Genomic DNA, 14780 nt, shown 5'->3' with positions numbered 1-14780 from the left:
TAGAAAAATAATCGTTTCAAATCGCTTTTTATAACCATTTTATAATATACTTAAAATTGAGGTTTTGAAAGGAGGGTATATATGGAACAATTAGTAGGTTTATTACCAATACTTATTATGTTTGTAGCGATGTGGTTTATTTTAATCCGTCCAGCACAAAAAAGACAAAAAGCAACAGTACAAATGCAAAGTAATTTAAAACGTGGAGATCAAGTTGTAACAATCGGGGGACTTCATGGTGAAGTTGATGCTATAGAAGATACAGCGGTATATATCATCGTTGATGGAAAAACACGTTTAAAATTTGAGCGTCAAGCAATTGGTCGCATCATTACTCCATAATTATTTAAAGCTTACTAAATTGGACAAGTTCCAATTAGTAAGCTTTTTTCATTTCTCTAATTATAGAAATCATGAATAGTAACCCTTTTTTGTGCTCAAAATGTGGGAGAGGAGGGTGTGTGAAAATGGAAATGTATGGGGAAATTATTTTAAGGACCGTGTTTTTATATATTTTTATATTAATTGTTTTTCGTATGATGGGCAAAAGGGAAGTGGGCGAACTAAGTATTATGGACTTAGTCGTCTTTATTTTAATTGCTGAATGTGTTGCCTTTGCATTAGAAGATGTTGAAAAACCTGTTTTTCAAAACATATTACCCATTATCATTTTATTTTTAATTCAATATCTCAACTCACTCATCACATTAAAAAATAAAAACGTTCGTGATTTAATAGATGGAGATCCTTCCATTATTGTTGAAAAAGGGGTTATTAACCAAGAAGAGATGAAAAAACAACGTTACAATTTGGATGACCTATTTCAACAAATGCGTGAAGAAGGAGTTCCATCTGTACAAAGTATTGATTATGCATTTTTAGAACCATCGGGTAAATTATCAATTTTTTTAAAAAGTGAAGATCCACTTATTTTGCCTCTTATCGTCGACGGTTATATTGTGGAGAAACATTTAAAATTAATGAAAAAAGAACGTTCGTGGCTTCTATTAAAATTAAAGGAAGCCGGTTATGAAAAGATTGATGATATTTTTTATTGTTGTTATGAAAATGAGAAAATTCACGTTCAATTAAAGTCGACGGGAAATGATCGAACTTAAATATTTGAAATCACTAATTTTAATTTGATTTGTTAAAATTAAGAGCAATGTAAGGATAATTAATGTCAACGCACTATTTGTCCAAAAATCGAAGGAAGAATTTGATATTAGGAACGTTTGAACAAAACTTGTCAGCATAAAAATTCCATATGGAATTGCAAAGAATCTAAAACCTGCACTAATCATTTTATGTCCACGTAATGTTGCCATATGGAGGAACGATGTAATTAATACGCCAAACCCTATGGCAATAATAGCCCCAAATTCTCGAATAAAAGGCTGGGAGGCTAGTACAAACATAACAAATAACTTAGCTAGTCCGCCATAAATGGAGTTCATCATTGCAGGTCGTGCTTCATCTACAGCTTGTAAAATGGATTGAAGAGGACTTTGTATATAATAAAAATAAAAAATAGGTGCAAGTATTCTCATAAATCCACGATCTTCTTCAAGATGGAACAGTCGCATCGCTAGTTCATCCCCATGTATAAAGAAATAGGTAGCTGCATAACAGCCGATAAGGGATGATAAACGTAACGAAATACCAATTCGTTCATTTAATAAACTATAGTTACTCCTTGCAACAGCATCACTAACGGCTGGAATTAATACAATTGCAAGGGCATTTGGAATGAAAGATGGAAATAATAATAAAGGGATATGAACTCCTGAAATAACGCCGTATAATGTTGTAGCTCCAGCGGCAGTCAAACCAGAAACCGTTAACGCTTTTAAAAAGACAATCGGTTCTAAAAACCATGTAAACGTCCCAAAGAGTCGACTACCTGCCGAAGGAACGGCTATCCGTAATAGTGGTAATGCCGGATAGGCCTTTGATGATTCCATTCTCTTCGGCTTTTTTTTCTTTATCGTGTAGTGAATGTATAAATAAACTAAAGAGAACAATTCTCCGATTGCTGTTATTCCCATTGCATAAGTAGCAGTTAAGGCTGGATTTTCTGGCGTAACGAAAAATGGTAACAAGAAAGTAATGAGTGAAATTCGAATCACTTGCTCAAGCATTTGTGACCAAGCCGTTGCAGAAATGACGGCAATCCCTTGAAGATAACCTCTAAATAATCCTGAGAATACAACAATAGGTACAGCTCCGAGGGCAACGTATAATGTCATTTTCGTTCCATCATTATGTAAAAGCGTCCCTGCCAAATATGGTATAAACAAATAAAGTAACGGCGTGAATAAAATAATGGAAAGAATTGACCATCTTGTAGCGGTCGTCATGACGGATTTTAATTGACCATCTTTTCGTTTAGCATGAAGCTCCGCAACAACTTTTGCAACAGCTATCGGTATTCCTAACTGTAAAATGGAAATAAAGAATACAAAGGCAGGATAGGCGGTCATATATATCCCTACTGCTTCTTCTCCCGCAATCCGCATAAACTGCATTCTATATACAAATCCGAACATTTTAGACAAAAAAATAACAACGGTTAAAAACAATGTTCCTTTAACAAATGAACCCATTCATTCAATCCCTTCTCATTTCAAGAAATTTCAGATACAATATTTGTATGCTTAGTGGTCGTTAGTTAAAACTACTGGTTGGGGGGATTGTCATGATTCAGTTCGAACAGCTATATAAAAAGGTTTTACCAGTATTACAAAGCAAAATGGAAGAGATGAAGTATTATGAATATGATGGTATTTCTTCAGAGGATCTTTGGAATTTTTGTATTCAAAAAAAATGGCGAAAACAAAAAGTAGAAGATTTACGGGTATATGAAATTGTGGAAACGATTTATGCGATTAAACCTTCCGAAATTGTTAGTCATTTTCAAATTCAACAATTTCATTCTGCCAATTGGTTTAGTGATGTAAGTCAAGAAGAACTACAGGAATTATTAAAACCGAAAAGTACGAATGAAGGGTAGTAAACCTATAGTGTTGGTTTGACAGTTGGACAAAGGTGTCTCATAATATGTTTGTTACATAGACTTACTTGGCCAGTTGTAAAACTAAATAAAAAGAATTAATCATTTTGACAAAACGTAGTTGCGTTTTTTGTGTTTACGTTTATGTAAACACAAAATTGAGGAGGACTTGAAGATGAAGCAAAAAAGCCGTATTTTTACTTTTGTACTCGTTGTAGTTATATTATTAGCTGGAATAGGTACAACGGTACAAGGGATTTTAAAAGATGTAAAACTCGGCTTAGACTTACAAGGTGGGTTTGAGGTTTTATATGAAGTAGAACCGCTAAATGGTGGAAAAATTACACAAAGCGTCCTAACAGATACGACAACCGCTCTATCGAATCGTATTGACCAATTCGGTGTTAGTGAACCGAGCATTCAAGTTGAAGGAGATAATCGAATTCGTGTTCAACTAGCAGGGATTGATGACCAATCATCCGCGCGTGAATTGTTATCTACTACAGCTAATTTAACCTTCCGAGATGTTCATGACAATTTATTATTAGATGGTACGGATTTAAAAGAAGGCGGAGCAGCAGCTTCCTTTGATCAACAAAATCGTCCCATCGTTACTCTTACATTAAAAGATGCATCAAAGTTTGCAGATGTAACGAAAAAAATATCAGAAATGCCGTTGGGTGAAAACTTATTAGTTGTATGGATGGACTTTGAAGAAGGTGTCGATTCATATGAAAAAGAAGTACAGAAAGAAGATCCGAAATTTGTTTCTGCCGCTTCTGTAGACCAAGTTTTAAATACAACAGATGTTATGATCAGCGGTAATTTTACCGTTCAAGAGACAAAGGATTTAGCTAGTGTTTTAAATGCTGGGGCTTTACCGGTAAAATTAATTGAAAAATATTCAACATCCGTAGGCGCTCAATTTGGTGAAGAAGCATTAAAAAGTACTGTATTTGCGAGTATTGTAGGGGTAGTCTTAATCTTTATTTTCATGTTATTGTATTATCGATTACCAGGATTTGTTTCGATTATTACTCTAGTAGTCTTTACTTACTTAGTATTGCTTGTATTTAACGCCATCAATGCCGTTTTAACGTTACCTGGTATTGCCGCACTAGTACTTGGTATCGGGATGGCTGTGGATGCGAATATATTAACCGCGGAACGTATTAAGGAAGAACTTCGAGTAGGGAAGACGATTCAAGAGGCATATCAATTAGGCTCTAAACAATCGTTATCAGCTATTATTGATGCCCAGTTGACGACTTTACTTGCAGCTGTTGTATTATTCTACTTTGGTACAAGCTCAGTAAAAGGCTTTGCGACAACATTAATGATTACGATTGTTTTAAGTTTCGTAACTGCCGTTTGGTTATCTCGAATTTTAATTGGTTTACTTATTAAAAGTGGTTATTTCAACAGTCCATTCTTTTATGGGGTTCGTAAAAAGAAAATTCACGAAGAATCCGAAGGGTTATCTACACTGGACTTATCAACAAACTTTGATCGTTTCGACTTTGTTCATAATCGTAAAAAATTCTATAGTTTATCGATTGTTATTTTATTAGTTGGTGGCGTCATAATAAGTATATTCAGATTAGACTTAGGTATCGATTTTTCAAGTGGTACACGGGTAGAAATTATGGCGGATGAACAAATCAATCAAGAACAAATAAAAGATTATATAGATGAGATTGGTTTCCCTTCAGAAGATATCCTTATCTCTGGTGAAGAACAAAATACGGCTGTCATTACTTATAAAGATGATTTATCACAAAAAGAAATTTTAACTTACAAAGCTGAAGTATTAGATGATTATGGTCATGAGCCAAATGTAAGTACTGTGTCTCCGACAGTAGGACAAGAGCTTGTGAGAAATGCTATCTACGCCCTTGCTATTGCCGCATTAGGAATTATTATTTATGTTGCATTCCGATTCGAATGGCGTATGGGGGTAGGAGCAATCGCTTCCTTGCTACATGATGTATTCTTTATGGTTGCCATTTTCAGTGTGTTCCGTTTAGAAGTAGATATTACTTTTATCGCTGCCATTTTAACCATCGTTGGTTATTCGATTAACGATACAATCGTTACCTTTGACCGAATTCGTGAAAATGTTGATCGAAAAGGGGTTATCTCTACGAAGGAAGAATTGGCGGATATTATTAATAAGTCCCTTCGACAAACGATGGCCCGCTCAGTAAACACAGTATTAACGGTGATCATTGTTGTAGTGGCATTGTTAATCTTCGGCGCACCAGCAATTCAAAACTTCTCCATTGCGTTATTAATTGGATTAGTTACGGGGATGTATTCCTCCATCTGTATCGCTGCACAAATTTGGTATACGTTAAAATGTCGTCAAATGGACAAAAAAGGTGCAGTTGTTGAGAAAAAAGAGAAAAAACAATGGGGTTCAGACGAACCTGTTGTATAAGAAATAGATTAAACAAAGTGTAGATAAAGTCGTTTTTGACTTTGTCTACACTTTTTTTCATATCGTAAAGCAATTAAAATAAACGTTTTTTGCATAATTTCTCAATTTCTCTATTTTTAAAGATTAGTAGAAGCGTTCTATTTTCGGTATAATGAAAAATTGAGGATGTGACAAAATGATCGAATCAACGAAGAAATGGATTGTTGAACAACCGAATGAAGAAAACATTATTAAATTACAAAAAGAATTAAATATTTCATCCATCGTGGCGAAAATTTTAATTGCAAGAGGCTATACATCCGTTCAGGAGGCAAAATCCGTTTTGCAAATGGATGAAAGTCATTTACATAGTCCCTATTTATTAAACGGTATGAAAGAAGCTGTAGAACGTATTGAGGCGGCTTTAAATAATGGTGAGAAAATATTAATCTATGGCGATTATGATGCCGATGGGATTACGAGTACGACTGTTATGATGAATGTTTTGTTGGATTTAGGTGCGGATGTGGACTTTTGTATTCCAAATCGCTTTGACCATGGTTATGGTCCAAATGAACAACTTTTCCGTAAGGCTTTTGAGAACGGTGTACAATTAATTATTACTGTCGATAACGGTATTAGTGGAATAGAACCAATTCGAATAGCAAAAGAACTTGGAATGGACGTCATCGTTACAGATCACCATGAAGCAGGAGAAATATTGCCACCAGCGGATATCATTATTCACCCCCGTGTACCTGAAGGACATTATCCTTTTGGAGAATTGGCAGGGGTAGGGGTTGCCTTTAAATTAGCCCATGCCCTTTATGGGGAAGTTCCAGAACATTTATATGAATATGTAGCAATTGGAACCGTGGCGGATTTAGTTCCTCTAGTTGGGGAAAATCGCTATATTGTCCAGCAAGGTATAAAGCATTTACGAACATCTTACAATCCATGGGTACGTGCCCTATGCGAAGTGACAAGTGTAAAACAGCATGAAATTGATGAAGATACAATTGGATTTTATTTCGGTCCTCGTCTAAATGCTATTGGACGATTAGGAGATGCTGATCCAGGCGTAACATTTCTAATGAGCGAAAATGATTTGGAAGCAGCAGAAGGGGCAAAACTTTTAAATAAAAAAAATGTGGAGCGAAAAGAAATTGTCCAATCTATTACAGAGGAAGCAATCAATATGATTGAACAGAATCCAAACATTTCGAATTCTTTAGTCCTTGTCGTAGCTAAAGAAGGGTGGAATCCTGGCGTCATTGGAATTGTTGCTTCCCGACTAGTGGAAAAATATTATCGCCCAACAATCGTCTTATCATTGGATCCTTTGAAAGGGACAGCGAAAGGTTCTGGTCGAAGTATCGAAGGTTTTCACTTATACCAAGAGTTAGCGAAAAATCGTGAAATCTTACCTCATTTCGGTGGACATCCAATGGCGGCGGGTATGACCTTTGCTCTTGAACATGTCGATGAACTGCGTCAACGGCTTCATAAACAAGCTGAAGAAGTTTTGACAGACGAAATGTTAACACCGAAATTAATGATTGATGTACCGGTTGAACTTAGCGAAGTAACGGTAGAAGCCATTGAAGAAATCAAAAAGCTGGGCCCTTTTGGAACAGGTTTTGCCAAACCGGTCTATGCACTACAAAATGTACAAGTACGAACAATGAAAAAAATTGGTTCGGGCGAAAATCATTTAAAAATGGAGCTAGAGGATGCATACGGTACAATTGATGCTATAGGCTTTAGTAAAGGGTACTTATATGATGAAATCACTTATGGTGTTCATTTATCTTTCGTTGGAGATTTACAAATTAATGAATGGCAAGGGAAGAAAAAGCCTCAATTTATGATTTCAGATGTTCAAACAAAGGAATGGCAGCTGTTTGATTACCGTGGGAAAGGCCAAGCACAAAAATGGATTCATGCCCTTCCACAACAAAATTGTGCGTTTATTGCCTTCGATCAAAAAACGGTTGAACATTTCAAAGGAGATATAGGGAACAACGATATTTCTTTAATGTCAGATTCATCGAAATTAAAGATTAGTTCATCGAATGTGGTTTTATTAGATTTACCACCGAGTATCATTGTACTTGAGGAATTCATTCAACAAGTGCAACCAAAAAGAATTTATGCAGTTTTCTATACTCCGGAATCAAAATTTTTTAATGGCATGCCGACTCGCGAACAATTTGGTTGGTTTTACTCCTTCTTGAAAAAGCGTCCAGGATTTAATTTGTCCGTTCATTTGGAACAGTTATCCCAACATATTGGATTAAATATAGAAGTAATAAAATTTATGACAAACGTGTTTTTTGAGCTAGGTTTTGTTACAATAGAAAATGGTCTGACGACTGTAAATATTCATGCAACAAAGCGTTCTCTTTCTGAAGCGGCAAGTTATAAAAAAAGAGTGGAACAAATTGAAATAGAACAGAAGCTTTTGTATGCACCATATTTAGAATTAAAACAATGGTTTAATGAACGAATGAAGGAATATCTCTATTCCTAAGGAGGACAAATTAATAATGGATTTAAAGCAATATGTAACAACTGTCGAAAACTGGCCGAAAGAAGGCATTAGTTTTAAAGATATTACAACTATCATGGATAATGGGCCAGCATTTAAATATGCTGCAGATAAAATCGTTGAATTCGCCAAAGAAGTAGGGGCAGAAGTAATTGTTGGACCCGAAGCGCGCGGATTTATCATCGGTTGCCCGGTTGCCTATGCTCTAGAAATCGGATTTGCACCGGTACGTAAAGAAGGAAAACTTCCTCGTGAAGTTGTACGTGTTGAATACGGTTTAGAATATGGACAAGACGTTTTAACAATGCATCAAGATGCGATTAAACCTGGGCAAAAAGCATTAATTGTTGACGATTTATTAGCTACGGGCGGTACTGTAGATGCAACGATTCAATTAATTGAAAAATTAGGTGGCGTTGTAGCAGGTTGTGCATTTATTATTGAGTTAAAAGACTTAAATGGTCGTGACAAAATTGGCAACTATCCAATTAAAACGTTAATTGAATATTAATCCTAAAAAGGAAATATCCCGCATTTTTTCGGGATATTTCCTTTTAATTTATTAGCTGCTCACCAATTTTTGGATTCGTAATAAAATAATTGAAATAAGGTTTTATTAAAAGTAAAATAATGTTCGAAAAATGTTCGAATTTGTCGTATTTCTGAAATGATTTATGTAGTTATCTTTACTTTTTATACATATTTTTTATACAATTAAGTTTATATATTAAATTTGAAAATTTTTTAGCAAGGTGGACAACTAATGGCGAAAGAGCAAATTTTGACGCCCGAAGATGTATTCGCGCTCGTCAAAGCATATATGAACGATGAACATGTTGCCTTCGTAAAGAAAGCCTATGAAGTAGCAAATGAAGCACATAAAGAGCAGCTTCGTAGTTCAGGGGAACCGTATATTATTCATCCTATACAAGTAGCAGGAATTTTAGCTGAGCTCCAAATGGACCCGGAAACGGTTGCTGCTGGTTTTCTTCATGATGTCGTAGAAGATACTACTGTTACACGAGATGATTTAGTAAACGAATTTAATGAAGAAGTCGCGATGTTAGTTGATGGCGTAACGAAGCTGGGGAAAATTAAATATTTGTCGAAAAAAGAACAACAAGCAGAAAATCATCGGAAAATGTTTGTTGCCATGGCGCAAGATATTCGTGTTATTTTAATTAAACTTGCTGACCGTCTTCATAATATGCGAACGTTAAAACATTTATCCGCTGAAAAACAGAGACGTATTTCCAATGAAACATTAGAAATTTTTGCACCACTTGCTCATCGCTTAGGAATTTCAAAGGTTAAATGGGAGCTAGAAGATACAGCATTACGTTATTTAAACCCCCAGCAATATTATCGAATCGTCAGCTTGATGAAAAGAAAACGCGTGGAACGAGAAGCGTATTTAGAAAATGTCATGGATGAAGTGAGATCTCAACTGACTGATGTCGAAATAGAAGCTGAAATATCTGGCCGACCGAAACATATTTACAGTATTTATCGAAAAATGGTTTTACAAAATAAACAATTTAATGAAATTTATGATTTACTTGCTGTACGGGTTATAGTAGATAGCATTAAAGATTGCTATGCAGTACTTGGAATCGTACATACATTATGGAAACCGATGCCAGGTCGTTTTAAAGACTATATTGCCATGCCGAAACAAAATTTGTACCAGTCACTTCATACGACAGTCATTGGTCCTTACGGTGATCCATTAGAAGTACAAATCCGTACTCGAGATATGCATCAAATTGCCGAATACGGGATTGCTGCTCACTGGGCATATAAAGAAGGGAAATCTGTTTCCAATAAGGAAAGTATTGACCAAAAATTAACTTGGTTCCGTGAAATTTTAGAATTTCAAAATGAATCGTCCAATGCCGAAGAATTTATGGAATCATTAAAATTTGATTTGTTCTCCGATATGGTTTATGTTTTCACCCCTAAAGGGGAAGTAATTGAATTGCCTTCTGGCTCTGTTCCAATCGATTTTGCTTACCGTGTCCATTCGGAGGTCGGAAACCGAACAATCGGAGCAAAAGTAAATGGTAAAATGGTACCGTTAGATACGCCTTTAAAAACAGGGGATATTATTGAAATTTTAACATCGAAACAATCCTTTGGACCAAGTAGAGACTGGTTGAAAATCGCCCAAAGTTCCCAAGCAAAAAATAAAATTAAACAATTCTTTAAGAAACATTTAAGGGAAGATAATATCGTAAAAGGGAAAGATCTCATTGAAAAGGAGATTAAATCTCAAGATTTCGATATTAAGGAAGTACTTTCCGCTGAAAATATAAAACGGGTTTTAGATAAATTAAATTATACAAATGAAGAAGACTTATATGCTGCCGTTGGTGTAGGTGGAATTACTGCTCAACAAATTGTCAATCGACTTGCTGAAAAGAAACGAAGAGAACGGGAACAGGAAGAAGCCTTTGAAAAAATCGTAAAGGAAATGCAAAATCCTTCTACGAAAAAGCGTAAAACCGAATCAGGGGTTATCGTTAAAGGAATTGATAATTTGCTAATTCGTTTATCTCGCTGCTGCACTCCTGTACCTGGAGATGAAATTGTTGGATTTATTACAAAAGGTCGTGGTGTTTCCGTCCATCGTTCAGATTGTCCGAATATACAAGAAGGGGATAATATGGATCGTTTAATTGAAGTTGAGTGGGAACATAGTCAAACGCAAGTACGAAAAGAGTATCCAGTAGATATCGAAGTATCTGCCTTTGATCGTCCTGGCATATTAAACGATGTAATGCATGCAGTAAGCGAGGCTAAAACAAATATTTTAGCTGTTTCTGGTCGTGCGGATCACGATAAAATAGCAACGATTCATTTAACGATTGCGATTTCAAATCTTTCAGGGTTACACAAAGTTGTAGAAAGAATTAAACAATTACCAGATATTTATTCCGTTCAACGGGTCATTAATTAATAGACGAGGTTTAATGAATGAGAGTAGTTATTCAAAGAAGTAAACAAGCATCGGTTACGGTTGAAGGTAAAGTTACAGGTGCTATTAATTCCGGATATGTATTACTAGTTGGATTAACCCATCATGATACAATCGAAGATGTACGTTATGTTGCTAAGAAAGTAGCGGAATTAAGGCTATGGGAAGATGAAGAGGGGAAAATGAATCGTTCCATTGTAGAACATGGTGGGGATATTTTATCCGTTTCCCAATTTACATTATACGGCGATACTCGAAAGGGTAGAAGACCAAGCTTTATTGAAGCAGCGAGGCCCGAAGTTGCGTTACCTTTGTGGGAATCGTTTAACGAAGAGCTTAAAACCTTTGGGTTGCATGTCGAAACAGGTATTTTTGGTGCGATGATGGACGTAGCATTAATAAACGATGGACCTGTTACAGTAATCGTTGAATCTAAACCGAAAGAATAGTCAAATAAAAAAGAGTTGCTCAAAATGAGCAACTCTTTTAATTTTCTAGTTGTGCATCAAAATAATCTAGTATCCCTTGGTAAATTCCTAATGTAGCCTGTTCACGATAATAATCCGTTGTTACAACCCGTTCTTCACTAGGATTACTTAAGTAGCCTAATTCGATTAAAATAGCTGGTTGTTTATTTTCACGAGTAACTAGATAATTACCAGGTTGAACACCTCGATCTCGAATCGTTACCTTTTCAGATAGACCATTGTGAACATACTCCGCTAACTCACGTTGGAAACTATTAGTATAGTAAGTTGTAAAGCCAGAAATAGAGCTGTCCTCTGTCGCGTCATAATGAATGCTTATAAAAGCATCTGCTCCATATTGATGGGAAATGGATACTCGTTTACGTAAATCAACATAAACATCGGATTCTCGAGTTAAAATAACATCTGCCCCTGCGGAACGTAATTTGGATGTCAGTAATTCAACTGTTTTTAAGTTGATATCCTTTTCTTCCGTTCCACTTGCTCCAGTTGTACCTCTATCATGTCCACCATGACCGGGATCAATGACAATTTGGATTCCTTTTAACGTTCCTTTTTTTCGATTTTCTTTGGACGTTTGTTTCTGAACCGTTCCATCAGAACCCGCCATTTCTTGGTCTACCGAAACGACCCAATTTGCTACATAGGCAGATGTATTCTTGTCCAACTCCACTTCATACCAATCGTCCTTTGTAGAGAGTACAGGGTATTTCTCGCCAGCATTCGCGCGAAGGACCACATTAGATGAAGTGGAAGGTACTTCACGAAGGTTCGTGCCATTATAGATAATCGTCACGGTACTTTGATCAGCAGAAGTTGTGTCTGATTGAGCAGCGGTAGGGATTTTCTCATTTTCTTGAAAAGTTCCGTAAAAACTATAAACCCAACCTTTTTCTTTACCATATTGAATTTTCACCCAGTTATTTTCCCGATCTAGCACTTCGTATTGTTCGTCCCTTTTTGCTGTCCCAATTTTCTTGGATGACAAATTAGGTTTTTTACGAACGTTCACTGCATCTACGGCAATTGAAAATAGTTTAGGATTATTTGAAGCTGTATTTTCTTCTGAGGTTTCGGATTGTTCAACCGTTTCCGTTTTATTTTTTGTTACATATTCTGAAGAAACCCAACCGACTGTTCCGTTATAGGAAATTTTCACCCAACCATTTTCTGTTGCTAAGACATTTGCTTCATCACCAACGTTTAATTGATTTAATACGGGTGATGAAATAGAAGCATCCGCTCGAATATTTAAATGATCGACTTGGGATATGACGGTACTTTCAGGTTGTTTTGTCTCAGAACTTTTTGGAGTGGAAGTTAACCATGAGGCAACCCACCCTTCAACATTTTTTACTTTTACGTGATACCAATCATCTTGCTTTTCAATAAAGGTTAGCTCTTCACCTTGTTTTAACGTTTCTAAAATTGGATAAGATAATCCAGGTCCTTCTCTTAAATATAAAATTTCAGCAGAAACAATTAAATCAGGTGTATCTTCATCTGATGCAAATGCATGTGTTTCATATGTATAAGGAAACAGCAATGAACAGATTAAGATGAAGGCCAAAAAATAATTAACTGCGTTTTGTTTCATCTAATTCCTCCTGTTCATTCATAATTTAGTAAGGAGATGCATAACCATATTTACTCTTTTCATTTTAAAATCAATTATGCACTAAAATCCACTGTTTTTTGAAAATAGTTGACAATATGTTATGACTTACTTAAGATTAGAGATAATGTAAAAACTGTAACATTGCCATTGACCAAGAAAGTAGCAATTACCTCTGTAGACAAGAGAGGGAGAGACTTAGGCTGAAATCTTTCCTACTACATGTAGATGTGAAAAACACTTGAGAGGTTTTTTCTCGAAAGACAAATTATTTTTGTTTAGTAGGGAAAAACGGAAACGGCCGTTATCCGTAATGAAGAGGGTGTACATTTTGTACATCAACTAGGGTGGAACCGCGGAAGTCATTTCAAGCTTTCGTCCCTTGCGTATGCAAGGGACGGGGGCTTTTTTTATTTTAGAAAGGAGAATGAAAATGTCATTTAAAGTACCTAGAGGGACACAAGATATTTTGCCAGAGCAAACAGCCAAATGGCAAAAAGTTGAATCGGTTGTACGGGAATTAAGTCGTGTTTACCGTTATAAAGAAATTCGCACACCAATTTTTGAACAAACGGAATTGTTTCAACGAGGTGTAGGAGATACAACCGATATCGTTCAAAAAGAAATGTATACATTTGAAGATCGGGGAGGACGTTCGTTAACCCTTCGTCCTGAAGGAACAGCTTCTGTAGTTCGCTCTTACGTAGAACATAAAATGTTTGGTAATCCAGATCAACCTGTCAAGCTTTCTTATATGGGACCGATGTTTCGTTATGAACGTCAGCAGGCAGGTCGATATCGTCAATTTGTCCAATTTGGCGTAGAGGCAATTGGAAGTGCTGATCCGGCAATTGATGCTGAAGTCATTTCCCTTGCAATGGATATTTATCAAACAGTGGGATTAAAAAATTTAAAATTAGTCATAAACTCTCTAGGGGATAAGGAAACGAGAGATGCACATAGAACAGCGTTAATCCAACACTTTGAACCAAGTATTGGGGAGTTTTGTTCCGACTGTCAAAACCGTCTAGCAAAAAATCCGCTCCGTATTTTAGATTGTAAAAAGGACCATGATCACCCGTTAATGAAAACTGCACCAGCTCTAACCGATTATTTAACGGAATCCTCTGCCAACTATTTTGACCAAGTGAAAAAATACCTTGAAGTGCTTGGTATTCCTTATGAAGTAGATCCAAATTTAGTTCGAGGATTAGATTACTACACTCATACTGCTTTTGAAATTATGAGTACAGCAGAAGGTTTTGGTGCCATTACAACTTTATGTGGTGGAGGACGTTATAACGGTTTAGTTGAGGGTATTGGGGGACCGGATGTTCCAGGAATCGGCTTTGCGATGTCCATCGAACGAATACTATTAGCCCTAGAAGCAGAAGGAATTGAACTGGAAGTAGAAGACGGACTTGATCTTTATGTCGTTGCAATCGGTGACGAAGCAAAATTAAAATCGGCCGAATTAATTAGCTCTTTCCGGGCAAAAGGAATCTCTGCTGATATGGATTATGTCGATCGTAAAATGAAAGCTCAAATGAAATCTGCTGATCGCCTTGGTGCTAAGTTTGTAATTGTCCTTGGTAATACGGAGATGGAAGAAGGGGCAGTAAACGTCAAAGAAATGGAAACAGGGAATCAAGAGAAAATTCCATTCCACGATCTAGTTAACTATTTACTTGAAAATAAATAATTCTTTTAATCATAA

The 14780-nt window shown here is 36.1% G+C and carries 11 protein-coding genes and 1 other annotated feature; of the genes, 9 read left to right on the top strand and 2 right to left on the bottom strand.

Going from position 1 to position 14780, the window contains the following annotated elements; translation table 11 throughout:
* Positions 1-81 precede the first annotated feature (81 nt).
* Positions 82-342 carry a preprotein translocase subunit YajC gene (gene yajC / locus H9636_RS09050; RefSeq protein ID WP_191707303.1) on the top strand — a complete coding sequence of 87 codons (261 nt, stop codon included), beginning with the start codon at positions 82-84 and terminating at the stop codon, positions 340-342.
* A 125-nt stretch (positions 343-467) separates the two neighbouring features.
* Positions 468-1118 carry a DUF421 domain-containing protein gene (locus tag H9636_RS09045; protein WP_191707302.1) on the top strand — a complete coding sequence of 217 codons (651 nt, stop codon included), beginning with the start codon at positions 468-470 and terminating at the stop codon, positions 1116-1118.
* On the opposite strand, the gene H9636_RS09040 is transcribed toward H9636_RS09045, so the two are convergent.
* The gene (locus H9636_RS09040) at positions 1089-2606 is read right to left on the bottom strand and encodes a putative polysaccharide biosynthesis protein (RefSeq protein WP_191707301.1); all 1518 of its coding nucleotides are present in this window, start codon (positions 2604-2606) and stop codon (positions 1089-1091) included. The genes H9636_RS09045 and H9636_RS09040 overlap by 30 nt on opposite strands.
* Positions 2607-2698: 92 nt before the next feature.
* Between H9636_RS09040 and H9636_RS09035 the strand changes: the two genes are divergently transcribed.
* From H9636_RS09035 to dtd, 6 genes are all read left to right on the top strand, one after another.
* Entirely contained in the window at positions 2699-3013 is a 315-nt protein-coding gene (locus H9636_RS09035) for a post-transcriptional regulator (protein WP_191707300.1), read from the top strand.
* 175 nt (positions 3014-3188) lie between these two features.
* Positions 3189-5453: a protein translocase subunit SecDF gene (secDF, locus tag H9636_RS09030; protein WP_191707299.1), complete on the top strand. Its 2265-nt coding sequence runs from the start codon at positions 3189-3191 to the stop codon at positions 5451-5453.
* A gap of 175 nt (positions 5454-5628) precedes the next feature.
* Complete coding sequence (gene recJ, locus H9636_RS09025) at positions 5629-7965, top strand: single-stranded-DNA-specific exonuclease RecJ (RefSeq protein WP_191707298.1); 2337 nt, start codon at positions 5629-5631, stop codon at positions 7963-7965.
* A 16-nt stretch (positions 7966-7981) separates the two neighbouring features.
* Complete coding sequence (locus tag H9636_RS09020; protein ID WP_191707297.1) at positions 7982-8494, top strand: adenine phosphoribosyltransferase; 513 nt, start codon at positions 7982-7984, stop codon at positions 8492-8494.
* Between the two features lie 252 nt (positions 8495-8746).
* On the top strand, positions 8747-10942 hold the full coding sequence (locus H9636_RS09015) for a RelA/SpoT family protein (protein WP_191707296.1): 2196 nt from the start codon (positions 8747-8749) through the stop codon (positions 10940-10942).
* Between the two features lie 17 nt (positions 10943-10959).
* A complete protein-coding gene (dtd, locus tag H9636_RS09010; RefSeq protein ID WP_191707295.1) occupies positions 10960-11409 on the top strand; it encodes a D-aminoacyl-tRNA deacylase in 450 nt (149 codons plus the stop codon).
* Between the two features lie 37 nt (positions 11410-11446).
* On the opposite strand, the gene H9636_RS09005 is transcribed toward dtd, so the two are convergent.
* Positions 11447-13045, bottom strand: a complete 1599-nt coding sequence (locus H9636_RS09005) for an SH3 domain-containing protein (RefSeq protein WP_191707294.1) — start codon at positions 13043-13045, stop codon at positions 11447-11449.
* A gap of 159 nt (positions 13046-13204) precedes the next feature.
* Positions 13205-13449: a binding site (T-box leader), on the top strand.
* Positions 13450-13496: 47 nt separating this feature from the next.
* On the opposite strand from H9636_RS09005, the gene hisS reads away from it, so the two are divergent.
* Positions 13497-14765 carry a histidine--tRNA ligase gene (gene hisS / locus H9636_RS09000; RefSeq protein ID WP_191707293.1) on the top strand — a complete coding sequence of 423 codons (1269 nt, stop codon included), beginning with the start codon at positions 13497-13499 and terminating at the stop codon, positions 14763-14765.
* The last annotated feature ends 15 nt before the right edge of the window (positions 14766-14780 follow it).

Source organism: Ureibacillus galli, assembly GCF_014836845.1.
Classification (GTDB): Bacteria; Bacillota; Bacilli; order Bacillales_A; family Planococcaceae; genus Ureibacillus; species Ureibacillus galli.
The sequence above is the reverse complement of the archived record's forward strand: the minus strand, read 5'-3'. Positions and strand labels throughout refer to the sequence as shown.

Bases quoted from the DNA above. Each gene is read 5' to 3' on its own strand.
- yajC (WP_191707303.1), top strand. From the start codon at position 82: ATGGAACAATTAGTAGGTTTATTACCAATACTTATTATGTTTGTAGCG.
- H9636_RS09045 (WP_191707302.1), top strand. From the start codon at position 468: ATGGAAATGTATGGGGAAATTATTTTAAGGACCGTGTTTTTATATATT.
- H9636_RS09040 (WP_191707301.1), bottom strand. From the start codon at position 2,606: ATGGGTTCATTTGTTAAAGGAACATTGTTTTTAACCGTTGTTATTTTT.
- H9636_RS09035 (WP_191707300.1), top strand. From the start codon at position 2,699: ATGATTCAGTTCGAACAGCTATATAAAAAGGTTTTACCAGTATTACAA.
- secDF (WP_191707299.1), top strand. From the start codon at position 3,189: ATGAAGCAAAAAAGCCGTATTTTTACTTTTGTACTCGTTGTAGTTATA.
- recJ (WP_191707298.1), top strand. From the start codon at position 5,629: ATGATCGAATCAACGAAGAAATGGATTGTTGAACAACCGAATGAAGAA.
- H9636_RS09020 (WP_191707297.1), top strand. From the start codon at position 7,982: ATGGATTTAAAGCAATATGTAACAACTGTCGAAAACTGGCCGAAAGAA.
- H9636_RS09015 (WP_191707296.1), top strand. From the start codon at position 8,747: ATGGCGAAAGAGCAAATTTTGACGCCCGAAGATGTATTCGCGCTCGTC.
- dtd (WP_191707295.1), top strand. From the start codon at position 10,960: ATGAGAGTAGTTATTCAAAGAAGTAAACAAGCATCGGTTACGGTTGAA.
- H9636_RS09005 (WP_191707294.1), bottom strand. From the start codon at position 13,045: ATGAAACAAAACGCAGTTAATTATTTTTTGGCCTTCATCTTAATCTGT.
- hisS (WP_191707293.1), top strand. From the start codon at position 13,497: ATGTCATTTAAAGTACCTAGAGGGACACAAGATATTTTGCCAGAGCAA.